The sequence below is a fragment of the Lysobacter sp. ESA13C genome (assembly GCF_019970005.1).
Taxonomy (GTDB): Bacteria; Pseudomonadota; Gammaproteobacteria; order Xanthomonadales; family Xanthomonadaceae; genus Lysobacter; species Lysobacter antibioticus_B.
Genome location: NZ_JAHXYK010000004.1, coordinates 60796 through 85844 on the forward strand (window position 1 = coordinate 60796; position 25049 = coordinate 85844).

Consider the following 25049-nt stretch of genomic DNA (forward strand, 5'->3'; position numbering starts at 1 on the left):
ATTCGATAAGTGCGGATTTGATAAGTACTGATTTGATAAGTACAGATTTGATAAGTACAGATTTGATAAGTACAGATTTGATGAGTGCGGATCTGGTGAGCTGAGCGCCGAGGCGTAGCCCGCGACCGCGGGCTACGCCGCACGACCGATACTTGCGAGACAGCGGGGCAGCTTTCGAGTCCGTCCGGGACGAAGAAAGTCTGCCCCGTTGCATTACCGGCGATACCGCCGCCTGGGCCGTACAACCGGCCTGGCGCGCGAAGGGCCGCGGCGGCGACGCTAGAATGCGCGCGATGGCTTATCTGGGACTGTTCCTTACCGCGTTCGTCGCCGCCACCTTGTTGCCTGCGCAATCGGAAACCCTGCTGGCGGGAATGGTCGTGGCCGGCTATACGCCGTGGTTGTTGGTGCTCGTGGCCAGCATCGGCAACGTGCTCGGCTCGACCGTCAACTGGTGGCTCGGGCGCGAAGCGGTGCGTTTCAGCCATCACCGATTTTTTCCGGTCAAGCCGGCGGCGCTGGCGCGCGCCCGCGCCTGGTACGGCCGTTACGGCAAGTGGACGTTGCTGTTGAGCTGGCTGCCGATCGTCGGCGACCCGTTGACGCTCGCCGCCGGGGTGATGCGCGAGCGCCTGCGGGTGTTCCTGCTGATGGTGAGCATCGCCAAGACCGCGCGTTACGCGGTGTTGGCGGTCGTCGCTGTGCGCTATGCCTGAGTGCGTTGACGGCGGCCGGGGGCGTTGGCGCGATGTTGCTTTGCTGCGCGGTCGCTGTTCGTCGACGGGGTGCCGGGTCGTATCCGCAGCCACGCAGCAGCGGTATCTCTGCCTTACAACCAAAAGCCTTCGGTCCGCATCTACTGTCAAGGCCCACTTGGCAGTCTCGGTTCGCTCAAGAGGGCCTTGTACAATGCGCCCAAGAGGTGTGCGCGCGGCCTTCGATCGGCCGGTGCCGCACCTGTTCTGTCCAATGTTCTCGCTGCTTCGCGCGCGGGAGGTTCGGCCAGGACGAGGGCTGCAGCCGCGCTCGTCGCCGAACTTCACCAGCACAGGGATGTACGCATGGCCGGCTCTATCGCGTTGATGCTGTCGAAGACCGGCGGTCCGCCGTTTCACGGCTCGGTCGGCTACGTCAACGATACGATCGGCACGATCCTCGCCCGTCATCGCTGGCGGGTGCGCGCGTTCGAGCCGCCGCGCAGCGACCTGGGCGAAGAGGCCATGCTGCCGTTCGCGCTGAGCGCGCGCCTGGCCGCGCTCGATGCTTCGTCGGCGCCGGATGTGGCCCTGTTCGACGGCGCGGGCACCTCGATCCGCGCACCGAGCCGCGGCTGGTCCCGGCGCAACCTGATGCTGTACCACGGCCTGGCCTACGGTACCGGCGTGTGGATGACCTCGCGCGACATCGATCTGCATTGCGCGAACTCGCCTTATCTCGAACGCACCCTGCACGCGACCTTCGCCTTTCCCAACTGGCACCGCCGCAGCTGTCTCAACCCGCACGGCATGCGCGCCCTGACCAGCCTGCAACTGCCGGTGCCCTGCGTCGAAAGCCCGGATGGCCACCCGGGTTTCGGCTACGGCGCCGACATCCCGCCGCAGATCCTGCGCCGGATCGAGGGCGACCTGGTCTGGGGGCACGCGTTGCAGCCGGGCAAGCAGGACTGGTTCGCCACTTTGAGCGTGATGTATTGGCTCAACGAACTGCGCGGCGGCCCGAGCGCGAAGGGCATCAAGTTGCTGGTCTCGGAGTCGTCGCTGACCCTCGACGCCCGCCGGGCGATGGACGCGATGTTGGCCGGGAGCGGCCGCTCCTGCGACGACTACTTCGTGCCGGTGCCGAACCTCAACCAGCGCGCCTTGTTCCGCCTGATGCGGTCCAGCCACTTCGCCCTGGCCTATAACCGGTTTCCCGAACCGTTCGGTTTCTACGTGCTGGAATCGGTCCACAACGGCTGCCCGGTCTATACCAACGGCGTCGGCAACAACCGTTTCCTGCTGCCGCCCGGCAACGGCATCACCGTGCTGGAAACGCCGGCGATGGCGGCGCAGGCCGACGGCCGGCAAGACCCGGCGGCGTATCGCTGCGTCGCCGAACGCATCCTCGGCGACCTCGGCCAGCGCGAGGCGATCGCCGGGCAATGCCGGCGCGGGGCCACGCTGATCGACGAGCGCTGGTCGGTCGCGGCGTTCGAGCGTAGCTTGCTGGCGGCGCTGGACCGTCTGGAGCATCCTTTGCCGCCCGAGCCGGATTTCGAAACGCTGCAGGTGCAACTGAGCCCGCTGGTGCGTAGTCTGGACCCGAGCGGCCGCAGCCTGAACGACTATGCGAGCACCACGCTGCGGCCGGAGACGGTCGCGCTGGCGGCGCAGTTGCTGGGGCAGCGCTGCGCCGATCTGGCTTCGGAGGAGATGGAACGCATCGAAGCCGGCCATCGTCTGTTCGCCGGCGGCCTGCTGACTTTGTCGACCGCTCCTGTTCCGCCCTGAGCCGCTTCATCCTTTCCGGCTTCGTCCCCTCATTGATCGTCCCGCCGCTGACATGCCCACTTCCCTGATCGTTGTCGACGACTTCTTCGAGCACGCGAACGGGCTGCGCGACGCGGCCTTGCGCCTGACGTATCCGGATCAGGAGGGCGCGTTCCCGGGGCGCAATTCGCTGGAACGGATCGAGCTGGACGGCCTGGCCCAGTACGTGTCCAGCATCGTCGGCGAGCGTCTCAAGGTGATCTCGCCGCTGGGGTCGCACGCGAAATTCCGCATCACCCTGGGCTCTGACCAGGGCCGCGGCAAGGTTCATGTCGACCCCGGTTATTGGTCCGGCGTGCTCTACCTCAGCCGTCCCGAGGACTGCCGCGGGGGCACCGATTTCTTCCGCCATCGCCGCACCAACACCGATCGCCGCCCGATGAACGAGCGCGAGCTGGCCGAGTTGGGGTATGCCTCGATCGACGAGGCCCACCAGGACATCATCGAACGCGACGGCCTCGACGACAGCTGCTGGGAGACGACGATGACGGTGCCGATGCGCTTCAATCGCCTGATCCTGCTGCGGCCGTGGCTGTGGCATACCGCCGGCGCGGGCTTCGGCGACAGCCTGCAGAACGGCCGCCTGGTCTATCTGATGTTCTTCGAGGCCGCATAAATCGCGCGAAGCCGGGCGCGCTTCGCCGAATTCCCGCCCTGGCTCCGTCGTTGGTTCCGTCGTCCCGCTTGGGGCGAGCGCTTTGTCGAATCGAGCCCTGCCGAGCAGGGCTTCGACCTGAGGCCCGGTCGGGCCTCATGCGCTCCTCGTCTTGCCGGTGCCTGCGGACGGCAAAGCCTTACTTGTCGCCTTCCTTCTTGCTGCCCTTGAGCAGGGCCACGATGGCCATGGCGTGGCCTTGCCCGAGTTCGAAGTCCTGCTTCAGCCAGGCGATGATGTCGCCGGCCTTGATGCCCGGCTTCAGGCCCTTGGCGTCGGCGAAACCCTTGCTTTTGGCGAGGGAGCGAAACTGGGCCGGGGTCTTGCCGGTCTTGGTCTGGATATTGTCGAGATAGGCCTGGAAGGACATCGGTACGGCTCCTGGAGTGGTTGGTTGGGGCGGTCGGTTTTCGCCCTTGTGCCAATTCGACGAACGAGGCGCCGACGAATCGACACGGTGTTTGGTTCCGGCGCGAATTTTTTCGACGGCTCATCGCCTGCCCTGGGTTTCGTGCAGGGAGGCCGGAGCCCGCTTGACCGGCCGCCACCCGGGCCGGTGCTAAAATACCGGCCTTTCCATCACGCACCAGAGCGAGCGACGCGATGACCGCACCAGCTTTTTACCCGATCGGCACGCCCGGACAAGCCTGGGGCGCGACGGAAGTGGCGCAATGGCGCTCCAGCCAGGTCCGCCATCGCAGCTACCAGGCCGACGTGGTCAGCGCGATCGAGCGTCTGCGCTCGCGTTTCGACGTGGTCGAGTACGGTCGCCTCGATTACGCCCCGGACAGCTATCCCTTGTTCGCGATCAAGAGCCGCGACTGGCAGGACGGCTTGCCCTGCATGCTCGCTACCGGCGGCGTGCACGGCTACGAAACCAGCGGTGTGCACGGCGCGCTGGAATTCGTCGAGCGCCATGCCGCCGACTATGCCGGCCGGATCAATCTGTTGGTCGCGCCCTGCATCAGCCCCTGGGCCTACGAGCGCATCCACCGTTGGAACGCCGATGCGATCGACCCGAACCGCTCGTTCCGCGAAAACAGCCCGGCCGAGGAATCGGCGGCGCTGATGCGCCTGGTCGCGCCGGTGCGCACCGAGGTGCTGATGCACATCGACCTGCACGAAACCACCGACAGCGACGAGTCCGAGTTCCGCCCGGCCTTGGCCGCGCGCGACGGTAAGCCCTACGAGCCCGGCGAAATCCCCGACGGCTTCTATCTGGTCGGCGACAGCGAAGACCCGCAACCCGAGTTCCAGCAGGCGGTGATCGCCGCGGTCGAGAAAGTCACCCATATCGCCCCGGCCGACGCCCAGGGCGAGATCATCGGCTCGACCGTGGTTGCGCACGGAGTGATCAATTACCCGGTCAAGTCGCTCGGCCTGTGCGCCGGCATCACCGATGCCCGCTATCGCACCACCACCGAGGTCTATCCCGACAGCCCGCGCGCCACGCCGGAGCAGTGCAATGCCGCGCAGGCGGCAGCGGTGCGCGCAGCCATCGATTTCGCCTTGGCTCACCAGGCCTGAGCGCCCGGCGCCGGTCTCGGCCGGTGCCGCAAGTTACGAGGGCCGCCCTCCGCGGCGGCCTCAAGTGGGTAGGGTCCGAGCGGCTCTGGGCCGGCTTGTCCCGGCCGTGCATCGATTTCCGCGGGCGTGTCGATTTCCACCCCGCTGGTTCGTCGTCCTGACAGGAGCGGGTTTCAAGCGCCGGAAGTTCCGGCGGCCGCGCTCCATCGATGCGACCACCAGGAGACCTGCATGCGCTTTCTTTCGATGATCCGGATCAACGAGACCACCTGCCAACCGCCTACCGAGCAGTTGATGGCCGACATGGGCAAGTTGATGGAAGAGATGACCCGCGCCGGGGTGCTGATCGGCACCGCCGGTCTCACCCCGAGTTCCGACGGCGTGCGCCTGCGCCTGCGCGGCGGCAAGATCACCGCCACCGACGGCCCCTTCACCGAAAGCAAGGAGGTGATCGGCGGTTATGCCTTGCTGGAGGCGAACTCGAAGGAAGAAGCGATCGCGCACACGCGTCGTTTCCTGGCGGTCCACGGCGACGCCTGGGACATCGAGTGCGAATTGCGCCAGTTGCAACCCGACGGCGAGTGCGGCGGCGAGCCGATTCGAGTCAACTGACTGAAGTCGATTGATTCGCCGCGACCGAGTCGCTGCAACCGGAGCAGATGCTGAGCGTGCGCTCAGGGGCCCTGGTCGCCGCTGAGGATCACCCGTACGCCGCGTACTTCATCGGCGGACGCCTCGCGCGGCGCGGCGTCCGCACGGGTGATGCGGATCCTCACACGTAACGGCGTGTCGCGAACCGCATCGGCGGGCAACGGCAGGGTATAGGTGCCGGCGTCGCGGCCGGGACGGATGGCATGGGGCGAGATCACCCCCAGCCTGCGCCCCGTGTCGCTGCTCACCTCGACCTCATGCCCGGTGGGGAGCGCGCCCAACTCCACTTCGAGGAAGGCGCGCTCGCCGGGTTTCGGCGGATGCGGCAGCGTCAGGCTGGTGTAATCGCGGCTCGCCGCGCACCCGCCCTGCACGATCAGCAGGGCGAGTGCGAAGACGACGGCGACGAGGCCGCGAAACATGCCCGATCAGCCGCCCGAGGTGATCGAAACGGCTTTGACCGGCACCGGGTCGGCCGGTTGCGGGCCCGAGGGCACCAAACGAATGTTCAAGCGGGTGCTGGCGCCTTCGGCGGTGGAGAACGCCTGCAAGGTCTTGCGCAAGGGCACGGCGAACGTGGCCGAGTGCGACATCGCCATGTTCGGCATGGTCGAGCCGAAGAAGGCGATGGTGCCTGCGTAGTAGGGGCTGTTCGCGTCGACCTGGCCGACGTCGGCGGGCGCGTTGACCAGCACGTCGAACTCGCGCGCGAGCGCCAATCCGTCCGGGCGGTCGAAAGTGACCTCGGCGATCAACGGCGCCGGCAAGGTATCGGCCAGATGGCGTTTTACCAGCGCCGCCGGCAAGGTCACCGAGGCCGCATTCGCTTCGACCGCGCCCTTGATCGAACCGAACCGTTCCGCCGACGCCTGCAACTTCGGCTGCGTTGGCAGTTCGCTGCCGTAGCCCGGGCCGTAGTCGTAGTCGAAGGCGGTCGTGCTGACGTAGTCGCCGGCCTTGCTGGGGCCGACGAAGCCGCCGTCGCCGCCGACGTAGAACAAGAAGGGCTCGTTCAGGAAGGTGTTCGAATCGCTGCCGGTCGGGAGGATCGGCAAGCCGGCCAAGAACTGTTTCTTCGTCCACAGATACCACAGGCGGTCCATGTTCGAGTGGTGCAGATAGAAGATCGGGTCCACCGGCGACAGGAAGTTGGTCATGTTGCCGTAGGGGCCCGGGTCGATCGGGCCGACGCCGCCGATGTAGTTGTGCACCTTGTTGTGCGGGAAGCCTTCTAGGATCGAGAAATGGGTCGAGCCGTCGGGCTGCACCAGATGGGTGGCGGTCTTCGAGCTGGTGAAGCTGTTGCTGATGCTGGGATCGTAGAACAGCGTCGGCGCCAACCCGGAATCGATGACGTGCGGGGAGACGTCGTAAGTCGTTTTCTCGTCGAGCTTGGGATTGGATCGCGACAAGTAGCGCGCAGCGCAGGTGACCACGAAGGCCTGGTTGCCGGAGATGCCGGTCTTTTGCGCCACGTTGTAACCGGTGACGTCGTTCCAGACCTGGTCGAAGGTCGAATAACCGCGCGACTGCAACTGCGTGCGCTGCGCGGTCGACAGCGAATTCCAGTACTTCTCGAGGGAGGGCTTGATGAAGGAGGTGAACTTCGCCAGGTTGCCGGTATACGGCGAATAGGCGCCGTCGGTGGGGGTGAGGACACCGTCGAACATGCCCGCGGGGATTTCCGGATGGCGGGTCCAGTCCCAGAACGGCATGGCGAAGTTCGGATCGTTGCTGAGCCTGCGGATGGCGCGTTCGAAATAACCCACATAACCGCGGTGCCAGACATAGAACCACCAATTGCCGTGCGGGCAATCGAGGAAATGGGTGAAGGCGTTACGGAACCAGTTGAGCGGATCTTCGGGAGGCAGCTTGAGCATGGCTTCGATGCCGCGCGCGTAGCTGACCAGCATCTTCTGGCCCTCCGGGGTGGCGACGTCGTAACGACGCCAGCGCGCGGCCTTGTCCGGCCCTTCGGCGCCGGCGGCGAGGGCCGAGCCGAACGGCAACATCGAGCTGCCGAGCGCGGCGGCGGTGGTGGTCAGAAATTCGCGGCGTGTATAGCGCATCCTGCAGTCCTCCTGGTTCGTGGGCGATCCGTAATCGGCTGCATGGTTTGCCGAGCGCTTTGTTCCGCCTTCTCGTATCGCGTCGATGCGGCCCGGCTTGGATGTCGACGGGCATCGAGCATCTTCGCGGCGGGCATCTTCGAAGTCGGCGGCCATCTCTCGGTCGTTGAACGATGCAGAGCGCTGAGATCGCCGATCACGACCGTCGATACAGCGCTTCTTCGGGATGGACGTAGTGAGGGGAGCGGGGCGGCCAGGCCGATGACGAAGTCGGGCCGGCGGTCGCAGTTTCGAGCCGGCGGCGGACACGGGTCGTCGCGAAGCGGCCGTCGCGCAAGCGCAGCCTGCCGCTGAGTGAGCAGGCGCCGGTCGGCCCGCGCCGGCTGGGTCAGGCAATGCGCGTCGCGGCCGACGCTCGGTTCAGGCTTTCGGCCTCGCGACCGCCCGCACAGGTGTAGGATGCAGTCGTAAGCCGTTCCAATCGCGCGTCTCGCCCGACCGATCCTTGATCGCTCGCTTCGCTCCCTTTCACGCGTCATCGCCCTGATCCAGGGGGACGCCCACTTGGGAGCGGCTTTTGCCCGGCTATACCACCCGACAACTTTCCCTGACCGTAGGCGGCGACGCCTGGGGCTTGCGAGTGTTGAGCGATCTGCAGCAGTTCAGCGATCCCGATGGCCACGGCGAACGCCTCGGCATTTCCGCCGCGCAATGGAGTCTGTTCGGGCAGGTCTGGCCGGCCGGGCAATTGCTGGCGCAGGCCATGCACCGTTTCGCCATCCATGGCGAACGCATCCTCGAACTCGGCTGCGGCATCGGCCTGGCCAGCCTGGTGTTGCAGCGGCGCGGGGCGAACATCGTCGCCAGCGACGTGCATCCGCTCACCGAACCCTTCCTGGCCTACAACGCCGCATTGAATCAACTGCCGGCGGTGCATTACCGGCAACTGCGTTGGGACACGCCGCTGCCCACGCTCGGCCGCTTCGACCTGATCATCGCCAGCGACGTGCTGTACGAGCGCGATCAGGCCGAGTTGATCGGCGAGGTCATCGCTCGTCACGCCTTCGACGATGCGCAGGTGCTGATCACCGATCCCGGCCGCGGCAACAGCGCGCGTTTCACCCGCCTGATGCTGGCGCAGGGCTATTCGGTGGAAGAGCGGCGCTGCCCGATGAACGACACGGACCTGCCTCCGCATCGCGGGCGCTTGCTGCATTACAGCCGCGGCGCAGGCGGCGGAAACGGTAACCCGCCGTCGTAAAGGCCCACGCTCGATCGGGCTCGACGCGGCGGTCCATCACGGTTCCGCCGTCTGGGTGCTTCTAGCGATTCACTGCCGGCCCGTTCACACCGACATAGCCGTTCGCGCAGCCGGTCGTGCAGGTCGTCGCCAGCATGTTGTAGACGATGCGGCCGGCGTTGGTCTTGGAGCGGAAGTGGCCGACGCCGTTGCTGGTGTCGCCGCCGCCGGCGTTGTAGGGGCTGCCGTCGCTCCAATCCCAATCGTAGGCATAGGCGGTGCTGCCCACGCCGATGTCGACTTGCGCCTTGACGTTGCTGGCGGGGTTGAACAGCGCGCCGCTGCTGCAACCGGCCGAGTAGCTGGTGGTGAAGCACTGCACCTGGTCGTGCAGACCGGCAGTGATCGTGTAGAACGCGATCCCGCTGTACATCGCCGGCACGGCGCGAAGGCTGTTGCTGCCGCTGCCGGTCCAGCGGTTATAGCCGTAGTAGGCGACGCCGCTGCTCGGGTAAAGGCCGAAGGTGTAGTAGTCGTACGGAAAAACATAGGCCTCGGCATTGCAGGTCGGCGCATACGGCGATTGATAGCCGGTGCTGAGGCAGGTCTGCAGGCCGCGCAGCCCGCCGCCGATATTGACGAAGCGGCGCACGCTGGCCTGATAGCCGTAGTAGCGCAGCATCGCCAGGGACATCGACGAGCCCAGCGAATGGGTGACGATGTCGACCTGGCCGCGGCCGGTGTAGGTCTTGACCTTGTCGATGAAGGTCTTGAGGATCTGGTACTTGGCCGGCTGATGATAGTTGTACTGCGGCGAGCTGCGTTCCTCCGCATCCAGATAGGTCACGCCGAACAGCTCGCAGTCGTTGTAGCCGCGCGCCTTGAGCTCGTCGTACATCGAATGGGCCGGCGTGGCGTAGCCGGTGACCGCTGCCGGCGGCATGTCGAAGCTGAGCGCGCTGTCGCCGTTGCCGGAGACGAATACGACCGGCGTGCGCGTGGCGATGCAATCGCCGCCGCCGAAGCCGCCGCTGCCCACGCCGGGGCTGAAACCGCCCGCGTACTGAGAAGCCGTGCCTTGGCAGGTGTAGCCGTTGTTGCTGCCGCAATCCAGCGCCCGAGCGGTGGAGGGCGCCAGCAAGGCGAGCGCGCCCAGCATCGGCAGCAGGGCCGATAGGGTCAGGCCCGCGGCGCGGGTCGAATCGAAGGCGGAATCGGACGGACCGTGGCAAACCCACTTCAGCGCGGTGCGGAGCATGAGTGCTTCCCTCCCCAGGGTGTCGGCTCGACGGCGACGAACGCCGGATCGGGCCGATGCTGGACCTGTGGGGTGAGCTTGGGTATTGCACCTATGGGCGATGCCGGGCAGGTAGGCTGACGGCCCGCTGTTCGTCCGTCCGAGAGGCGCGGGTATCGATGCATCGCAACCATCCCGCCTGCCGACACCGGGTCACTCGAATGGCGCCGCCGATGTGGGTTATCGTTTTGCGTGGGCCGCTGCGGGGCAGGTATGAACGGACTCAAGAATGTACGCCAGCGTCGCGACGACGCTTTGGCCAAGGTCGGCTGGGAGCAACTGGAGGCATTACTCGCGGAGCATTACCGCGGGCAGGGGTTCCGCGTCGAGCACGTGGGAACAGCGGGCACCGGGGCGCGTTTCGACGGCGGCATCGATCTGAAACTCCATCGCGAGGATGAGTACATCCTGGTCCAGTGCAAACACTGGAATGCCAAGCAGGTTCCGCATAACGCCGTACACGAATTGCTGGGCCTGCTGGTCAATGAAGGGGCAACAGGCGCGATCCTGGTAAGCAGTGGCGAATTCACTCGCGCTGCGATCGATGCCGCAACCCGCCAGGGGCACGTTCAATTGATCGATGGCGATGCCCTCAGGCTCATGCTGGGTGCGCGCCTGGATCGGCTCGACGCCTCGCAATTCACTGTGCGCACAACAGCGAACGGCCACGGCAGGCGCGGGCGCGTCAATCGCGCTTCACAGCGCGCAGCCAACGCCATTTGGTGGTTGTTTTCTCTGCTGGGTATGTTGGTTTTCCTATGGCTGATTCAGACCTTGCTGCAGCGCACGGCCGGCACGGCAGGGCCCGCTGCGCAGCGCATGGAACGCGAGCCGGGGCCGATACCTCCAGCTCGCGGGGAGGACGATAGGCCGATGGATAGCGTGACCTGGCATGGAGAAGTGTTGCCGGAGCAGAAGCAGGCGACCGACGCCGAGATCCGCGAAGCGCGACGCCGTGCCGAGGAATCGCAGCGGATCATCGAACAATCGACCCCTGAGATGTAGCGGCCAGGCATATAGGCGGCGCCACGAGCAGAATCTTGAGAGTCTTCGAATCAAAGAGGCGCAGCGAATCGACTCGCTGCGCCCCTCCCGGTGCGGCCGGCCATCAAAGCCCGGACCGTATCCGTCGCGCCGCCGAAGCGGCGGTATTCATCAGAACTGCAGGCTCCACTGGTCGATCTTGCCCACGTCGGCGCGGGCGTTGTCGTTGACCAGCAGCTTCCAGGTGCCGTTCGCCGCTTCGCTGGAAGCGTTCACGGTATAGGTCTTGATGATGTTGTCGGCGCTGCCGCCGCTGCGGTTGTGCAGGGTGTAGCGGGTGCCGTCCGGCGCCACCAGGTCGACGCGCAGGTCGCCGATGAAGGTGTGCTTGATGTCGACCGCTACTTTCAGCGTGGCCGGCGCATTGCCGGAGACGCCGCTGACGACGATCGGGCTTTCCACGCTGCGCAGGTCGAGGATCGGGTAGTCGCCGGCGTTCTCGAAGAACGTCTTGCCGCTCACCGCGACCTGCTTGCTGACGCTGTGGCTGGCGCCGTCGTTGTCGGTCACCGTCAGGGTGACGGTGTAGGTGCCGTTTTCGAGATAGGTGTGTTCGGGATGGGCCTGGGTCGATTGGCTGCCGTCGCCGAAGTCCCACAGATGCGAGGCGATGACGCCGTCGCGGTCGGTCGAGGTATCGGTGAAGCTGACCTTGAGCTCGGCGGCGGCCAGGCTGAAGTCGGCGACCGGCGGGTACAGCACCTTCAGTTCGTCGGCGCCGATGTCGACCGTGCGCACGCCGTCGCCGTTGCCGTCGATGACGCGCTTTTCGCCGTCGATGTCGGTTTCGGGCAAGAAATCGGCGGTGGCGCCGGCGTCGACGGCGGGCGAGCCGGCGGCGATGTGGTAGTTGCCGATGGTGGGGGCGACGAACAACGGGTCCGCGGAAAGGTTGCCGTTGATGCCGGTCTGGTCGGCGACGCCGACGTAATTGCTGGTGTTGTTGAAGACCAGGTTGTTCTTGAACAACGGATGGTTCGCCGGGGTGCCGTTGGTGATTTCGAAACCGACCGCGTTGCCGGCCAGGATGTTGTTCTGGTACAGGTGCAGGGTCGAGTTGACCTGGGCGCTGACCTTGATGCCGGTGCGGTTGCCGACGATGGTGTTGTTGGACACCTGCGGGCTGTTGCCGCTCGGCAGGGTCATGGTGATTGCGCGGCAGGGGTTGTCGACGATCAGGTTGTTGACGATGTCGGGCGATGAGCCGTTGACGAAGGTGATCACGCCGGACAGATGCTGGGTGTCGCAACTGTTGTTGCGGAAGATATTGCGCTCGATCAGCGCCGAGGAGCCGTTGCCGCCGATGGCCGCACCGTAGCCGCCCGCGGTCTGGGTGTTGGTGTCGAAGATGTTGCCGACGATGCTCGGCGAAGCGGCCAGGATGTCGATGCCTGCGCCAAAGCTGGCGCGCCCGTTCTTGATGGTGAAGCCTTCCAGGCGCGCAGCCGGGCCTTCGCCGCTGTCGAACACCAATACGTTGCCGCTGTTGCCGCCGTCGATGATGGTCGTCGCCGGGCCGCCCTCGCTGATCACGGTAATGGCTTTGCCGTCGTAATTGAGGCGTTCGGGATAGCTGCCCGGCGATACCAGCACGGTGTCGCCGGCGACGGCGGCGTTGATCGCGGCCTGGATGGTCGGGTAATCCGCCGGGACCCGCAGGGTGGTCTGTGCGGCGGCGGGCAGTGCCAGCGACAGCGCCAGCGATGCGAGGGCGGTCTTTTTCAATTGCGTATGCTTCATACCAACTCCTTGGTGTGATGATCGAGAGGCTTGCGATGACGCGCCGTGCCCCGATTGCGCGAGCGGACGCGCCCGAGGCCGCTGTGCGGCTGCGGACGTTCGTTTCGGCACGATCGAGAGACCCCGGGGCGACAGGACATGGCCGGCGAGCGAAGCGCTTCGGTCCGGGGCATGTCCTCGTGCACTGTAAGGCAGGGGTGTCGCAGGGGATGAGCCGATGGGTAGGCGCTCGTGATCGATTCCATCGTCGCTTCCGTGATGGCGGCGCGGTCGCTGTGGCTGCGCGGCCGCGGCTCGCGCCGCTCCTATCCCCGGGGCGTTGCTGACTTGAGGCGATAAAAAAGCCGGGCTCCATGGGAGCCCGGCTTGGTTCGCTTCCAGTGCGTGGCGGTTTACTCCGCGGCGCGGCACTTGGTCAGCTTGAGACCCTGCACGACGGTGCCGACCTGGCCTTCGTTCATGCACTCGAACACCAGGGTCGAGGATTTCTGGAACGGCTGGATCTCGTTGCCCTCGAACTTGGCCTTCAGCGCTTCCTGCTCGGCGACTTCGAAGGCGGTGTCGAACATCGCGCCGTCCTCGGCGATCGCGCCGAAGTAGGTGCCGCCGGGCTCCGAGCCCATGCGCATCAGCTGACCGGAGAAGGCCAGACGGCGTCCGTCGTACTTCTTCCCCGCGGCCTCGGGGTTCGCGGCGTATTCGGCGGCGATTTCGTTGTAGCTCAGCACGGTGGTCTGTGCATGGGCGGAAAGAGCGCACAGGCCCAGGATGGCCATGGCCGCGAGGGCCGCCGGTCGAACATGCATATCGATCACCTCCGTATGTGGGCGCGTAGGCTCGATAAGAATGCCGATGCTGTCAAGTTTCGTGCGGCAGCGACTGCGGGCACGAGGCGGTCTCGGCGACCGCGTAGTAACGGGTCAGCCGCACGTCCAGGGCCAACGAGTCCGGCCGATAGGGACGGACCTCGCCGCAGTGGCGCACGGAGGCCAGGTCGAAGCGTTCGTACACGCTGCGATGCAGCGGTGCGCCGCGCGCCTCGATCCGCGACTTGGCTTTCCAGGCGATGCGCCACCCCTGCGGGACCCAGTCCGGGTAACGATCGAGCATGCGCTGGATCTCGCAATGTTGCATGCCGGCCGCGGAAGGGAATAGGTGCAGGCGGCTGCGATCGACCAGCAGCGGGTGCGGCAGTTCGGCGGTCTGTTCCAGCATCCACGACAGGGCGATGTCGGACAGCCGCGATTCGTCTTCGTCGTAGCTGCCGCCGATGTCGGAATGGCAGCCGGCGAACCAGACCTGGCGCAGCCACTCCGGCTCGCCGGGCTCGTGCGCCACGTGCTGGCCTTTCACGCCCCATTCGACGCGGGCGAAGTCGGCGCGGCGCTCGTCGATGGACAGCGCATGGCGTGCGTAACGGACGCGGCGGCCGAGCAGGCGGTCGTAGAAGCCCGAACGCCAGCCGGCGAAATGCCAGCGAAAATCGCCCGGGTTCGGAAAGTCGCGGATCGACCGGTAGTGTTGCTTGAACAACTGGCAGACGCCGGCCAGGATCAACCCGCCGAGGTAGGGGACGATGTAACGCCCCAGATCGAAGCCGTACAGGACGGCGCAAGGCAGCAGGATGGTCAGCGCGACCAGCAGAGACACCATGACGAAGCGCAGCAGGCCCTTGGCCCCGAGCGCGGCAACGGTGTCGAACACGCCGATGAAATACGGCACGACGTTCGACTGGCCGTCGATGTCGCAGCCGTACTTGAGGCGGAAGCGCCGGGCTTTCTCCTTGCGTTCGGGCTCGTACTTGCCGCGGTCCTTACCCGCGCCATGCTCGTAGACCTGCAGTACCGCCTCGCGCGCGACCCGCATCAGGCCGCGTCCGTAGCGAGGGACCGGCTTGCCGTCCGCGTCGTGGGTGGGCACGCCGCACAGATTGAGTACGCCGCCGACGCAGCGCGCGGTGTAAGCGCCGCGGCTGAAACCGAACAGATAGATGCGGTCGCCGGGCTCGTAGTGTTTCAAGATCGCCGCATAACATTCGACGATGTTGGTGCTGATGCCGGTGCCCATCGCCGAGCTGAAGAACTTGCGCAGGGTGCGTAGGAAACGCAGGCGGACCTGGCCGGCATCGGCGTCGGTGCCCAGGCCGGCGTCGTAGAAGGCGACTTGCTCGGCCGGGTCGATCGGGCTCTCGGGGCCGTTGCGGGTGGCCCGGTACAGTTTGTAGACGTTGCTCAGGCGCTGGTCGGGCCGCAGCCCACCGGCCTGTCCGGTGCCATCGGCGAAGATGAGGATGTTTTTCGATCGGTCCACGGCCGACATTGCGATCTTCCCTGTAGCCCTGTGGCTATGGGTAGGCAACGTGGATCGGGGCGCAGGTCGGCCATGGACCCGCGATCGGGGCCGGCGGCCGCATCGGCAGCGCGCCGGCCCGCATGCGCAGCGGTCACTGCTTGGCGTCGTCCTTGGCCAGCGGTCGCACGTATTGCAACAGACTGGCCAGGACCTTGCCGGGTTCTTCCCACTGGATCATGTGCGAGGAGTGCTCGAACCACACGCCCTGCTTGTACGGCGCCTTGACCTGGGCCAGCCAGTCCGCGGTCGGTTGCGACGGCGTGGTGTAGTCGTGGCGGCCCATGAACATCACCACCGGGATCGGGAATTCGCGGACCTTGCTGAAGTCGACGGTGACGAATTCCGGCAGCACGCGGCCGAGGCTGAACTCGTTGCCGCGGTTGACCGCGGCGCGGTCGCAGTCGTTGTACTCGGGCGACAGCAGTGGGGCGCGGTAAAAGTACAGCGACTCGTCGCGGTAGGCGGTCATGCCGCCGTAGTACTGCGACCACTTGCGTGCGGCGATGATGCGTTCGCGGGTGATCGGCTGGTCGCCAGGGTAGGGTGCGATGGCCTCCATCTCCTTGACCGCTTGGGTGTTGCCGTGGGCTTTGGCCTGCTGCATGCCGTAGTCGAAGCTGATGCGCTCGTTCTCGCGCACGTTGATGGCCTGGCCCACGCCGAGGTAGGCATGGAACAGGTCCGGCCGCTTCAGCGCCGCGGTCATCGCGACGATGGTGCCCCAGCTGTGGCCGGCCAGCACCACCTTGCGCTTGCCGTAGCGCTTGCGCACGTACTCGGCGATCTCGATGGCGTCGTCGGCATAGCGTTCGACCTGCAGGGTGTCGGCATAAGCCTGCGGATCGTGGGAGGCGAAGGTCTTGCCGGCGCCGCGCTGGTCCCAGTTGACCACGGTGAAGAATTCCTCCATCGGACGCTGGAACTGCCACATCGTCGGGATCAGCGGCGAGGCCGGGCCGCCGTGGGCGAACAGCAGGATGGGGTTGGCCTTGTCCTGGCCGCGCACGTTGAGCCACTGGTCGATGCCGCCGATGCGCACGGCATAGGCTTCCTGGACCCCGTTCGGGGCGACGATGCGGCTGAGGTCCTGGACCACGGCGCGGGCGCGCTCGTAGTCCGAGGTGTTCTTGCATTCCTCGGCCATGGTCAGGCCGGGGACGGACAGCAACAGGGCGAACAAAGCAGGCATCGTCTTCATAGGCAGTTTCCGGATCGGTGGTCGACAGGACGGCGCTGCGAGGCTGGATCGGTGCAGGTTCGACCTGACGGTGGCCGGGTCGATCTTCGCTGCGTGTTCTCGTTGCGTGGTGTAAGTGATGCGGCGATGGCGGAAACGGTTGCGGCGACGGCAGCATGGATCGTGGGGGGGGGGGCGAAATCTGGGACGTTCACTGGAGGCCAGCTTTATCCACAGGCCGATGGGTCGATGCCTCATCACCGGATCGAAGAGCGGTTCGGGCGCGTACACGCACGCCGACAGGAAGATAGGCACCCCAGGCGGTGCGCGGGGATGCAGCTGCCGACTTTTGCTCTGGAGATGAGGGCTGCACGCAGACAGCGGCCTCACGGGTTCGCCGTGAGGCCGGTCCGGATAATGGGCGATGGAATGATCGGCGCGGAGCTTCGTGGCGATCGCGCCTGTGCAGTTACGAATCGACCGCGAACGCACCGAAGAGCACGCCGTCGCCGTTGGCGGGCAGCGAGCAGACGACCGAAACGAAGCCCCAGTAGCTGACGCTAGATAGCGGCGCCAGTTGGTCGTACTTGGCCAGGCTCGTGGTGAAGCTGTAGGAACTGAGGAAGTCCCCGTTGTAGTTGTAGGCATAGACCGTGCAACTGGTCGACGCGCCGTTTCTATTGCTGCCGTCGACGTAGAAGTTCTGGCCGGGCCCGGTGACGGGATGTCGGGCGATGGGGCAGATGACGTAGCGCGCGGCGGCGTTCAGATTCCTGACGCCGTAGCTCCAGTAGTCGATATCCAGGGCGTCCGCGGCGTTGTAGTTCTTGCAGGCGCTGCCGTGAGTGCTGACATTCTGGGATGTGGCGGCATCGGCATGGCCGGCGACCGCGCTGGCCAGCAGGCCCGCGCTCAACGACAGGCCGAACATGATTGCTTTGGCTTTCATGAGATCACCTCGTGTGGTCGGTTGACGAACTTGCTGTCCCCCTGTCTCCCCTGTTGCCTCCTGCGCGCAAAGGCGGCAGTGTCGGCCCGAGTCAGTGTTTGGATGCCGTGGCGTCGCTCAGTTCCGGCCCCATCAGATAGAGCACCATCCTGGACTGGCCGTTGCGGCTTACGATGGCCTGGCCCGCCATGCGCGGCAATGCGTCGGCGAACTGTTGCGCCCACAGCGGAAGTTGCTTGTGCAGATGGCCAGAGCCGTCGTCGCTGACTTCTATCCGGCACATACTCGATCGGCATTGAACGTCGTGCGCCGCTTCGCGCATCCCATCGGTTCGTTCGATGGCGTTCCATACGCGCGATGTGGTGTGCGACGCCCAGACCGGATCGACATGCTCGAGCTGGAAAGCGGACTGGAGCCGGGCGATGTAGGCGGCGTGGCGCCGAGAGTCCTGCTCGGCCTGCCTTCTCGCGTCGATGGACAGAACGCCGACCGGACTCTGTTCGGTCGATGCCTGCACGTCGGTCGAGAGGCGCTTCAGGCCGGCCACCTGGGCCTGCAACTCAACCACCTGATCCTGCATGCGCTCGATCCGCGCTGCGTCGCTGCCTGCGGTTTGCGAACGCGCCTTCGCCTTCGCTGCGCTCTCTTGGAAGGACGTTGCGGATTCAGGGGCGAGAAGCCGGAGCGCCACCAGGCCAACGGCACTGAGTGCGGCGCAAACCGTCCACAGGAGTAATGAACTTTTCATGGAACAGCATGTACCAGAATCGCAAGCTCAACGCATGTCGCTCAAAAAACGACACCGCCCAAGTTGCGCACCGCCTCGCTCCAGATCGTCGCGACCAGTTTGCGCCGCGAGGTCAGGCCGGTCTTATGGTACACGCGCTGCCACATTGTACGAATGGTGGATATCGAACAACCCAGCAAGGCGGCGATCTGTTTGTCTTCGGCGCCGCAAACCGCGGCCAGCAACACCGATCGCTCCATCGGGCTCAGTTGCGCGTACTTGCCCCGGGCGGCCTCATGGAGCAGGTCGCTTTGAACGAGGAGACCGATGCGTGCGGTAGCCGACCACATCCGATGTTCGAAGAGTCTGCCGGAGACACCTATCCAACGCATGCGTTCGCATGGACAGGACAGACCGATGCGTCGAGACGGGACGGAGACTTATATTTGTGATAACGGTCTCCGGCCCGGGGGCGATTCGGATGTCAGCGAATCGGTTCAGGGAACATAACTGCATGTGACGCTCACCGCACTTTGAGCGGCGGAGAACTGCATCTCGTTCGGGGTGGCGGTGCGGCTGGTCCAACTGTCGCTGCGATAGTCGTAGATGGCGTCGAGATACACGGCATCGTCCACGCCGAACTTGATCACGGCGTTGGCGCTGAGCGTGACCGTGAAGCTCTTTCGGTCCTGGCCCAGCGTATAGCTTTGATTGATGACGCCTTCGGAATAGATGGTCCACTCCTGGTCGGCTCTGGTGTCGTTGTAGATAAAAAGAGTCTTGTTTCTGGACATCGGACGCTCCCATCGGCAATCGCGGAAAGGCAGGGCGCGCTGCAAGGTTCGCCATCGCCTGCAGCCGCGCCTAGTCGGACCAGGCGCTAAAGCGCCTCGTCCGTTGCCTGTTGGAACGTGGGCCAGGCCGGTGCGTGAACCCGCCGGCGAGTTTCCTCGCGGTCCGCTTGCGTCTGCGATGATGCGGCCGCTGCGGTCCGATCAGTAGTCTTTCAGTTCGCCGAGCGGGATGCGCTGGATGTGCGTGCGCGGTTCGACGCCGCTGTCGCGGTAGTCGTCGGCGGCGCTTTCGTAGGTCACCCAGACTTCGTTGTCGATGACGTTGATGCCTTCGGCGTAATGGTCGAGACGGTAGACGCTCTGCGCATCCTTGGCCGCTTCGAGTCGGAAGTTCTCGCCGTTGCCGGTGAACTGTTGAAAGACCAGCTCGCGCGGCGATTCGTCCTGGCCGCCGAAGGAGGTGCTGAAGAGCAGGCCGCGCTCGGTCACGGTCACGCCCTGGGCGTAATAGGGCGTCTCGACCGGAGCGCCGGGATTGAGGAACTCGCCCTTGGCGCCGATATCGAAACGCACCAGGCTGGGCTTGCCGTCGAAATCCTGCTTGGCCTGGTCCGAGCCGAAGCCGTTCGGGTCGACCGCGAACTGGCCGACATAGGCCTTGCCGTCCTTGACGGTCAGATAGCTGGCTTTGCTGCCTTCCGGCATGCGGTTGATCCACACCGGTTCGACCGAGCCGCCGTTCTGGGCGGCATCGATGTCTTCGCGCCGATACACGTAGACCGATTCCGTATCGGCCAAGTACACGAACTTGCCGTCGGTCGCCACGCCGCCGCCCTTGTCCGGCGCGATCGCGCACAGGTTCTCGGCGCTGCCGCCGTCGAGCTTGACGTGCTTGACCTCGGGGCCGCCGTCCTGGTTCTGGATCGACAACAGGACGCCGTCGTCCTTGTTGTAGTAGGTCGTCAGGACTTGCCGACGCTGGGCATCGTAGCCCTGGCCCTGGGGGATGAACTCGCCGACGTGGATCAGCTCCGGGCCGTCGGGCAGGGTGGGGCGAGCGGATTCTTGGACGGGAGCCGACGTCTGGGGAATCCAGGCGCTGCCGCTGGTGCCGGAGACGTGCATGGGAAGGCTCCTCTCGCCGACAGGCACTGCCGATGCGGGCACTTTAGGCCGCGCCCGCCGCGGGCACAGCTAGGGTTGCCCCTATCGGAACGTCATCTTCAACGCGGTTTCTTGATACCGGTCGTAAAACAGGCAAGGATTCAGGCCCGATCCGCCGGTTCTGGGGCGGGCACGACTACATGACGACGGGAGAGGCGAACATGGAAACGCAGGAACTGCACCGCGGCCGTTTGATCGATCACATCCAGTTGGTGGTGAGCGATATCGAGGCGAGCCGCAAGTTCTACACCGCGGTCTTCGCCGCCTTGAAAGTGCCGATAGCCGGTAGCGGCGACGATCATTTCTGGGCCGACGAGTTGTTCGTGTCGACCGCCGACAGCCCGGCCGCCCAAGGCAGCCTGACCGGGCGCCATCACCTCGCGTTCCAGGCGCAGGACTGGGCGATGGTCGATGCCTTCCACCGCGCCGCGATGACCAACGGCGGCAAGGACAACGGTTCGCCCGGAGGCCGCGACTATCACCCCGGTTATTACGCCGCGTTCGTGCTTGACCCGGACGGCAACAACATCGAGGCGGTGTATCACGGCGAAGCCGAGCGCAGCGCGCCTTCGGTGAAGATCACCTTCTGAAGCGCACCACCCGGCCCGCAGCGCACACGGCGGGGTTTGCGGGGATGGCGCGGATATCGCGCCATCGCCGCATTCAAGCGAAACCGGTTTCCCCTCCGGAAAACCCGGGCGAGCGCTTGCGATGAATGCGCGTTCGTGCAGTGCGGCGCACGCGGCTCGATGAAGTTTCAAACAGCGAAAATCACGCATCGTGAATGCGGGCTAATGTGCTTTGTGCGCAGCGTATGCGCCGTCGATTCGCAGGGGATGAAACCTCGATACGCGACTGACATCGAATACATCTGCAGCGATTCGCTGCCATATGACGATTCGAAATGAAGGAAGTGCAGGAGCAGTCTCACCGCAAGTGAGCAACTGCGCTGCGATCGCACGACAGCGTTGTTGACGAACCCTAGAGTCGGGACATCGCATCACTCAGGGTGGCCGATGCGAACGAGAAAGCACACTGCGCTCGATGCCGGATCTGTCGTTGCGGACAGGGCATGCACGCCACCCCACATTCGACGAGAGCGATACGATGAAGGCGATTTCTAAAGCACGACTGGGGTTGTTGGCCTGCTGTATCGCAGCGGCCATCGGCGGCACGGCGACGGCCGGCGGGCGCGATGCGAACGCCGCTGCCGGGTTGAGCGGCCAGGACCTGGTGTATTCCTACGACGAGATGTTCGACTTCGACACCGCGGCCTATCTGGCCAAGCACGCGCCGCATCTGGTGCGGCACAGCGAGTCGATTTCGCACTGGGCCGGTTACAGCAGCATCAGCCCGAAGGTGTTGATCGCGCTGATGGAGCAGCAGAGCGGCGTGGTGTCGCGTCAGCGCGCTAGCGCCGATGCGATGCGCCGTCCGTTCGGCAAGCTGTCGACGGCGAAGGATTTCAATGGCCAGACCCGCGAGGTCGCCACGGCCTTGCGCCAGGCTCTGTACGAGCAGGAAGACGCGTCGCTGGCGCCGCAAGGCCGCGTGCCGCTGGCGCGCAGCAATCCCTTGCAAGCCCTGTACCTGCAGGCTGGCGAGAGCCAGGCCAGTGCCGCGCTGCGCGGCGACGGCGAGTTCCAGCAGGTCTACGGCCGCTTGTTCAACGAGCCGCGCAAGGCAGTGCCGGCGTCGGCGCGTTTCGCCGATACCAGCGACGTCAACGCCCTGGCCGGGCCGGCCAACGGTTTCCTGCAGTTCCCGTACCCGCGCGGCGCGTCCTGGCATGTCGGCGGCGCGCACACCAACACCGGCTCGGGCAATTACCCGATGTCGTCGCTGGACATGTCGCGCGGCGGTGGCTGGGGCAGCAACCAGAGCGGGAACTGGGTGTCGGCCTCGGCCGGCGGCTCGTTCAAGCGCCATTCCTCGTGCTTCGCCGAAGTGGTGCACAGCGGCGGTTGGTCGACGACCTACTACCACATGATGAACCTGCAGTACGGCACCGGCGCGAGCGTCGCCGCCAACAGCCGTATCGGCAACCCGGCCAACACTCGCGCCCAGGCGCTGTGCAACGGCGGTGCCTCCACCGGCCCGCACGAGCATTGGTCGCTGAAGTACAACGGCAGCCACTATCACCTCAACGGGGTGTATCTGTCGGGCTTCCAGATCACCGCGCTGGGCAGCAGCTACGACACCAACTGCAGCCGCTTCTATCTGAGCAAGAACGGCTCGCGTTATTGCTCGGGTTATTTCACCAACCCCTGAGCGAAGCCGCGCATCCGGCGAGCTCGTCGCCATCGCGAACGAGCCCGCCGGGTGAATTTTCGCGTCCGCCCGAAGCCGACGCGGCTTCGGGCGGATCCGTTTGCGGCGCCGTGCCCGACGAAGCGCGTCTAGGCTTCAGCGTTTTTTAGCCGCTGCCGGTCTGACCGCCATCGCCGGCTTAGCCTTGCCGGCGTTGCCGCGGTTGAGGCATTGCCAGGTGATGCGACCGACTTCCTCGCCTTCGAACAGTTGGCGGATGGCGATGCTGGCGCCCTGCATCTGTTCGGGCTTGGCGCCGCGCACCAGGAAGCGCGCCAGCAGGCGCGCGCCGCGCGGCAGCGGCAGGCCGCACAAAGGCAGGCGCGGCAGGCCCGGCAAGGCGATGGTGGCGCGATCGCCTTTACGCGGTACATCGACCTTCCAGGGCACCCGGGCACCGATGCGTCGGGCGAGGTCGCGCGGCAGTTCCAGGTGCACCGTGACGCCCTTGGGCAAGCGCCGCACGATCTCGAAATCGAAGGCGCGGGCGCGATCGGGCGTGCCGGTGATCAGGAACGGCAACGACAACCAGGCCTGCGGATCCGGCGGCGGGTCGACGACGTTGAAGTTGCGCCAGGTGATGTTGTTGTGGGCGCGGATGTAGTCGCGGAAGGCATCCCAGTCGAAGTTGGGCGGACCGGGCGGCAGCGGCGGCGCGGCGTCGCTCGGATGGTCGAGGCTGGCGACGAAGCAGTAATGGCCGGGCGCGGGGATGTCGGCCTGCGGCCAGGTGATCGCATCGGCGACCACCAGGGTGTCGCCCATCGGCACGTCGACCGGCGCCGAGGTGCCGATCAGGTTCCACAGGTCCGGGGTCAGCAAGGTTGCGACCGGGCTCCAGTACACCGTCGCGCGGACGTCGTCGGCATCGGCGGCGCCGCGATTGCGCATGCGCACGTAGAGGAAATTGTCCTGCCCGGTTTCGGCCTCGTGGCCGAGGGTGTTGCTGTTCTCGGTGCCGCTGCCTTCGCCGAAGGCTGCATCGGGGTTGGCCACCGCGGTCGGGCGCAGGATCACGTCGGGGCTGGAGCTGATGGCGCCGGTGGACGGCACCACGCCGCTGTCGCCGACGGCGTCGCGCAGGTAAACATCGGGCACCAGGCCCAGGGTGTCCTCGATGATCGCGCGCAGGTCCGGCATTACGCCGATGGCGCCGGCCACGCCGCCGCCCTGCGGGGTATTGATCGCCGGGTCGGACAGCAGGCTGCGCATCTGCCCCGGCGACAGGCGCGTGCCGGTCGTCGCGGCGTACATGCCCTGGGTGACGAGCGCGGCGCCGGTGACGATCGGCGAGGCCGAACTGGTGCCGTTGAAACCGGCGGTGTAGGTGCGGTTGTCGTCGCCGCCGCCGTTGTCGAGATCGCCGTAGGCGCAGGTGGTGACGTTCTCGCCCCAGGCATAGCAATCCACGCGCGAGCCGAAGCTGGAGAAACCGGCGCGGTTGTGCGGCAGCGGCGACAGTGCTGCGCCGACCACGATCGCGCCGGAATCGCGGAAATCGGCGCTGGCGCGGTTGAATACCTGGAAACCGCCGCCGTCGGTGTAGGCGTCGAGGTCGTTGCTGCCGTTGCCGGCGGCTTCGACCACGATCACGCCCAGGGCGCTGGCCAGGCGGATCGCATCGAAGTCGGCGTTGTCGACTTCGGTCAGGATCGCGCCGCCGCGTTGCACTTCCAGCAACAGCACGTCGCCGACCGCCATGCTCGGCAGCGCGGCGACGATCGCATCGGCCACGTGCAGGTTGGTGTCGGTGCCGGCGTCGTAATGCGAGGTCACCCGCACCGAGCCCACGTCCGGGGCGATGCCGACCACGCCGAGGGTGTTGTCGATGCCGGCGATTTCGCCGAGCACGGCGGTGCCGTGATTGCCCTTGTAGGTGCTCACGCCATCGCGGTTGTCGCCGAAGATCAGGCTGGGCGCGTGCCCGACCAGGTCTTCGTGGCCGAGGAACCAACCTTGTTCGAGGTCGACCACGCCGATGCCGCCGCCGGTGCCGTTGGCCTGGGTCCAGGCCCAGCGCGCGTCGATACCGGTCGGAGCGGCATCCAGGTAGTCCTGGCCGGCGCAATACGGGTCGTCGGCGTCGTTGACCGGTTCGGTGACTTCGAGTTCGCGGTAGGCGTCTGCGATTTCGGCGAGCCGGCGCAAGCGTGCGACCAGGGCTTCGGCGTCGTCGGGACGATGGCGCAGATCCAGGCGCCAGTAACCGGTCAGGCTGCGCAACGGCGGAAACGGCGATTGCGCGGCGCGGCGCTCCATTTCGATCAAGCGCTTGGCATCGACGCTGCGGATCACCGGCCGGGTCGATTCGACCGTCGCCTCTTCCAGCAACTTGGACAGCGCCACCAGCTTGTGCTTGCGTGCGAGGCTGCGCAGGTCTTTGTCGGAACCCGGCGCAATGCGATCGGACAAACGCAGGATGACGAAGCCGCTGTAGCGCGGCGTCGGCGAAGCGGTGGGCGGATGTTGCGGTGGACGCGTCGGACCGGCCGCGCAATGCAGCGCGGGCGTGCAGTGTCTGGATTTCATCGGACCTCTCCTGGTGGCGACCGCAGTCCTGCGCGCTGGTTGGCGATGACGCATGCGGACGTCCGTGTTTCTGCGGCCGGTGAAACAGGGCGAGCCGAGCAGTCCAGTGAAGCCGGCCGTTCTCCGCGGCCGCCGAAGAGACGCTGCGCGCGGCTCCTCACCGGAAGCGAACGCCAAGACCCGAAGCAGGCGGCCAAACCGGGCCTGTCCTCGGCCGGCTGAGATCCGCATTCCTCGACGCGGCACCGTCGCACTCGCACCTGCGAAGCCTGTGCTCCGGAAAAAGCAAAGGCGGC

23 protein-coding genes are annotated in these 25049 nt (G+C 65.9%); 9 read left to right on the forward strand and 14 right to left on the reverse strand.

Going from position 1 to position 25049, the window contains the following annotated elements:
* Nucleotides 1-293: 293 nt before the first annotated feature.
* The 3 genes from LC490_RS09220 (at nt 294) to LC490_RS09230 (ending at nt 3144) form a co-directional block, all read left to right on the forward strand.
* The gene (locus tag LC490_RS09220) at nt 294-716 is read left to right on the forward strand and encodes a YqaA family protein (protein ID WP_031370037.1); all 423 of its coding nucleotides are present in this window, start codon (nt 294-296) and stop codon (nt 714-716) included.
* 345 nt (nt 717-1061) lie between these two features.
* On the forward strand, nt 1062-2489 hold the full coding sequence (locus tag LC490_RS09225) for a hypothetical protein (RefSeq protein WP_223620013.1): 1428 nt from the start codon (nt 1062-1064) through the stop codon (nt 2487-2489).
* Between the two features lie 52 nt (nt 2490-2541).
* Nucleotides 2542-3144 carry a DUF6445 family protein gene (locus LC490_RS09230; RefSeq protein WP_031370035.1) on the forward strand — a complete coding sequence of 201 codons (603 nt, stop codon included), beginning with the start codon at nt 2542-2544 and terminating at the stop codon, nt 3142-3144.
* Nucleotides 3145-3322: 178 nt separating this feature from the next.
* Here the strand turns inward: LC490_RS09230 and LC490_RS09235 are convergent, their stop codons facing one another.
* Nucleotides 3323-3553, reverse strand: a complete 231-nt coding sequence (locus LC490_RS09235) for a DUF4287 domain-containing protein (RefSeq protein ID WP_031370034.1) — start codon at nt 3551-3553, stop codon at nt 3323-3325.
* Between the two features lie 233 nt (nt 3554-3786).
* Here LC490_RS09235 and LC490_RS09240 point away from each other — a divergent pair, with 233 nt between their 5' ends.
* Both LC490_RS09240 and LC490_RS09245 read left to right on the forward strand, forming a co-directional pair.
* Nucleotides 3787-4710, forward strand: a complete 924-nt coding sequence (locus LC490_RS09240; protein ID WP_223620014.1) for a M14 family metallocarboxypeptidase — start codon at nt 3787-3789, stop codon at nt 4708-4710.
* Between the two features lie 231 nt (nt 4711-4941).
* Nucleotides 4942-5322 carry a YciI family protein gene (locus tag LC490_RS09245; RefSeq protein ID WP_223620015.1) on the forward strand — a complete coding sequence of 127 codons (381 nt, stop codon included), beginning with the start codon at nt 4942-4944 and terminating at the stop codon, nt 5320-5322.
* Nucleotides 5323-5384: 62 nt separating this feature from the next.
* On the opposite strand, the gene LC490_RS09250 is transcribed toward LC490_RS09245, so the two are convergent.
* On the reverse strand, nt 5385-5783 hold the full coding sequence (locus LC490_RS09250; protein ID WP_051884245.1) for a hypothetical protein: 399 nt from the start codon (nt 5781-5783) through the stop codon (nt 5385-5387).
* 6 nt (nt 5784-5789) lie between these two features.
* Nucleotides 5790-7430: a tyrosinase family protein gene (locus tag LC490_RS09255; RefSeq protein WP_223620016.1), complete on the reverse strand. Its 1641-nt coding sequence runs from the start codon at nt 7428-7430 to the stop codon at nt 5790-5792.
* A 577-nt stretch (nt 7431-8007) separates the two neighbouring features.
* Here LC490_RS09255 and LC490_RS09260 point away from each other — a divergent pair.
* Nucleotides 8008-8691 carry a methyltransferase domain-containing protein gene (locus LC490_RS09260; protein WP_031370029.1) on the forward strand — a complete coding sequence of 228 codons (684 nt, stop codon included), beginning with the start codon at nt 8008-8010 and terminating at the stop codon, nt 8689-8691.
* A gap of 61 nt (nt 8692-8752) precedes the next feature.
* Here LC490_RS09260 and LC490_RS09265 read toward each other — a convergent pair whose 3' ends face one another.
* Nucleotides 8753-9928 carry a hypothetical protein gene (locus tag LC490_RS09265; protein ID WP_051884244.1) on the reverse strand — a complete coding sequence of 392 codons (1176 nt, stop codon included), beginning with the start codon at nt 9926-9928 and terminating at the stop codon, nt 8753-8755.
* Nucleotides 9929-10180: 252 nt separating this feature from the next.
* Between LC490_RS09265 and LC490_RS09270 the strand changes: the two genes are divergently transcribed.
* Nucleotides 10181-10972 carry a restriction endonuclease gene (locus LC490_RS09270; protein WP_051884243.1) on the forward strand — a complete coding sequence of 264 codons (792 nt, stop codon included), beginning with the start codon at nt 10181-10183 and terminating at the stop codon, nt 10970-10972.
* A 150-nt stretch (nt 10973-11122) separates the two neighbouring features.
* On the opposite strand, the gene LC490_RS09275 is transcribed toward LC490_RS09270, so the two are convergent.
* From LC490_RS09275 to LC490_RS09315, 9 genes are all read right to left on the reverse strand, one after another.
* Nucleotides 11123-12751: a proprotein convertase P-domain-containing protein gene (locus LC490_RS09275; RefSeq protein ID WP_223620017.1), complete on the reverse strand. Its 1629-nt coding sequence runs from the start codon at nt 12749-12751 to the stop codon at nt 11123-11125.
* A gap of 392 nt (nt 12752-13143) precedes the next feature.
* Nucleotides 13144-13557: a hypothetical protein gene (locus LC490_RS09280; protein WP_223620018.1), complete on the reverse strand. Its 414-nt coding sequence runs from the start codon at nt 13555-13557 to the stop codon at nt 13144-13146.
* A 52-nt stretch (nt 13558-13609) separates the two neighbouring features.
* Nucleotides 13610-15061 carry a DUF2235 domain-containing protein gene (locus tag LC490_RS09285; RefSeq protein WP_223620019.1) on the reverse strand — a complete coding sequence of 484 codons (1452 nt, stop codon included), beginning with the start codon at nt 15059-15061 and terminating at the stop codon, nt 13610-13612.
* A gap of 133 nt (nt 15062-15194) precedes the next feature.
* Nucleotides 15195-16301: an alpha/beta hydrolase gene (locus tag LC490_RS09290; RefSeq protein WP_223620020.1), complete on the reverse strand. Its 1107-nt coding sequence runs from the start codon at nt 16299-16301 to the stop codon at nt 15195-15197.
* A gap of 448 nt (nt 16302-16749) precedes the next feature.
* Complete coding sequence (locus LC490_RS09295) at nt 16750-17229, reverse strand: hypothetical protein (protein WP_223620021.1); 480 nt, start codon at nt 17227-17229, stop codon at nt 16750-16752.
* A gap of 91 nt (nt 17230-17320) precedes the next feature.
* Nucleotides 17321-17977 carry a hypothetical protein gene (locus LC490_RS09300; RefSeq protein ID WP_223620022.1) on the reverse strand — a complete coding sequence of 219 codons (657 nt, stop codon included), beginning with the start codon at nt 17975-17977 and terminating at the stop codon, nt 17321-17323.
* Between the two features lie 41 nt (nt 17978-18018).
* Nucleotides 18019-18306, reverse strand: coding sequence for a helix-turn-helix transcriptional regulator (locus tag LC490_RS09305; protein WP_223620023.1), 288 nt, complete (start codon nt 18304-18306; stop codon nt 18019-18021).
* A 147-nt stretch (nt 18307-18453) separates the two neighbouring features.
* Nucleotides 18454-18750 (reverse strand): hypothetical protein, encoded by a 297-nt coding sequence (locus LC490_RS09310; RefSeq protein ID WP_031370022.1) that lies wholly within the window; start codon nt 18748-18750, stop codon nt 18454-18456.
* A gap of 201 nt (nt 18751-18951) precedes the next feature.
* Nucleotides 18952-19875 carry a hypothetical protein gene (locus tag LC490_RS09315; protein ID WP_223620024.1) on the reverse strand — a complete coding sequence of 308 codons (924 nt, stop codon included), beginning with the start codon at nt 19873-19875 and terminating at the stop codon, nt 18952-18954.
* Nucleotides 19876-20075: 200 nt separating this feature from the next.
* On the opposite strand from LC490_RS09315, the gene LC490_RS09320 reads away from it, so the two are divergent.
* The gene (locus LC490_RS09320; RefSeq protein WP_223620025.1) at nt 20076-20504 is read left to right on the forward strand and encodes a VOC family protein; all 429 of its coding nucleotides are present in this window, start codon (nt 20076-20078) and stop codon (nt 20502-20504) included.
* Nucleotides 20505-21021: 517 nt separating this feature from the next.
* On the forward strand, nt 21022-22185 hold the full coding sequence (locus LC490_RS09325; protein ID WP_031370019.1) for a M23 family metallopeptidase: 1164 nt from the start codon (nt 21022-21024) through the stop codon (nt 22183-22185).
* A gap of 135 nt (nt 22186-22320) precedes the next feature.
* Here LC490_RS09325 and LC490_RS09330 read toward each other — a convergent pair whose 3' ends face one another.
* Complete coding sequence (locus LC490_RS09330; RefSeq protein WP_223620026.1) at nt 22321-24753, reverse strand: S8 family peptidase; 2433 nt, start codon at nt 24751-24753, stop codon at nt 22321-22323.
* Nucleotides 24754-25049: the final 296 nt, after the last annotated feature.

What these genes read in the sequence shown, in the direction of transcription:
- LC490_RS09240 (WP_223620014.1), top strand. Translation starts at nt 3,787, where the DNA reads ATGACCGCACCAGCTTTTTACCCGATCGGCACGCCCGGACAAGCCTGG.
- LC490_RS09295 (WP_223620021.1), bottom strand. Translation starts at nt 17,229, where the DNA reads ATGAAAGCCAAAGCAATCATGTTCGGCCTGTCGTTGAGCGCGGGCCTG.
- LC490_RS09300 (WP_223620022.1), bottom strand. Translation starts at nt 17,977, where the DNA reads ATGAAAAGTTCATTACTCCTGTGGACGGTTTGCGCCGCACTCAGTGCC.
- LC490_RS09270 (WP_051884243.1), top strand. Translation starts at nt 10,181, where the DNA reads ATGAACGGACTCAAGAATGTACGCCAGCGTCGCGACGACGCTTTGGCC.
- LC490_RS09230 (WP_031370035.1), top strand. Translation starts at nt 2,542, where the DNA reads ATGCCCACTTCCCTGATCGTTGTCGACGACTTCTTCGAGCACGCGAAC.
- LC490_RS09245 (WP_223620015.1), top strand. Translation starts at nt 4,942, where the DNA reads ATGCGCTTTCTTTCGATGATCCGGATCAACGAGACCACCTGCCAACCG.
- LC490_RS09305 (WP_223620023.1), bottom strand. Translation starts at nt 18,306, where the DNA reads ATGTGGTCGGCTACCGCACGCATCGGTCTCCTCGTTCAAAGCGACCTG.
- LC490_RS09315 (WP_223620024.1), bottom strand. Translation starts at nt 19,875, where the DNA reads ATGCACGTCTCCGGCACCAGCGGCAGCGCCTGGATTCCCCAGACGTCG.
- LC490_RS09250 (WP_051884245.1), bottom strand. Translation starts at nt 5,783, where the DNA reads ATGTTTCGCGGCCTCGTCGCCGTCGTCTTCGCACTCGCCCTGCTGATC.
- LC490_RS09275 (WP_223620017.1), bottom strand. Translation starts at nt 12,751, where the DNA reads ATGAAGCATACGCAATTGAAAAAGACCGCCCTCGCATCGCTGGCGCTG.
- LC490_RS09320 (WP_223620025.1), top strand. Translation starts at nt 20,076, where the DNA reads ATGGAAACGCAGGAACTGCACCGCGGCCGTTTGATCGATCACATCCAG.
- LC490_RS09310 (WP_031370022.1), bottom strand. Translation starts at nt 18,750, where the DNA reads ATGTCCAGAAACAAGACTCTTTTTATCTACAACGACACCAGAGCCGAC.
- LC490_RS09255 (WP_223620016.1), bottom strand. Translation starts at nt 7,430, where the DNA reads ATGCGCTATACACGCCGCGAATTTCTGACCACCACCGCCGCCGCGCTC.
- LC490_RS09225 (WP_223620013.1), top strand. Translation starts at nt 1,062, where the DNA reads ATGGCCGGCTCTATCGCGTTGATGCTGTCGAAGACCGGCGGTCCGCCG.
- LC490_RS09220 (WP_031370037.1), top strand. Translation starts at nt 294, where the DNA reads ATGGCTTATCTGGGACTGTTCCTTACCGCGTTCGTCGCCGCCACCTTG.
- LC490_RS09330 (WP_223620026.1), bottom strand. Translation starts at nt 24,753, where the DNA reads ATGAAATCCAGACACTGCACGCCCGCGCTGCATTGCGCGGCCGGTCCG.
- LC490_RS09280 (WP_223620018.1), bottom strand. Translation starts at nt 13,557, where the DNA reads ATGCATGTTCGACCGGCGGCCCTCGCGGCCATGGCCATCCTGGGCCTG.
- LC490_RS09325 (WP_031370019.1), top strand. Translation starts at nt 21,022, where the DNA reads ATGAAGGCGATTTCTAAAGCACGACTGGGGTTGTTGGCCTGCTGTATC.
- LC490_RS09290 (WP_223620020.1), bottom strand. Translation starts at nt 16,301, where the DNA reads ATGAAGACGATGCCTGCTTTGTTCGCCCTGTTGCTGTCCGTCCCCGGC.
- LC490_RS09265 (WP_051884244.1), bottom strand. Translation starts at nt 9,928, where the DNA reads ATGCTCCGCACCGCGCTGAAGTGGGTTTGCCACGGTCCGTCCGATTCC.
- LC490_RS09235 (WP_031370034.1), bottom strand. Translation starts at nt 3,553, where the DNA reads ATGTCCTTCCAGGCCTATCTCGACAATATCCAGACCAAGACCGGCAAG.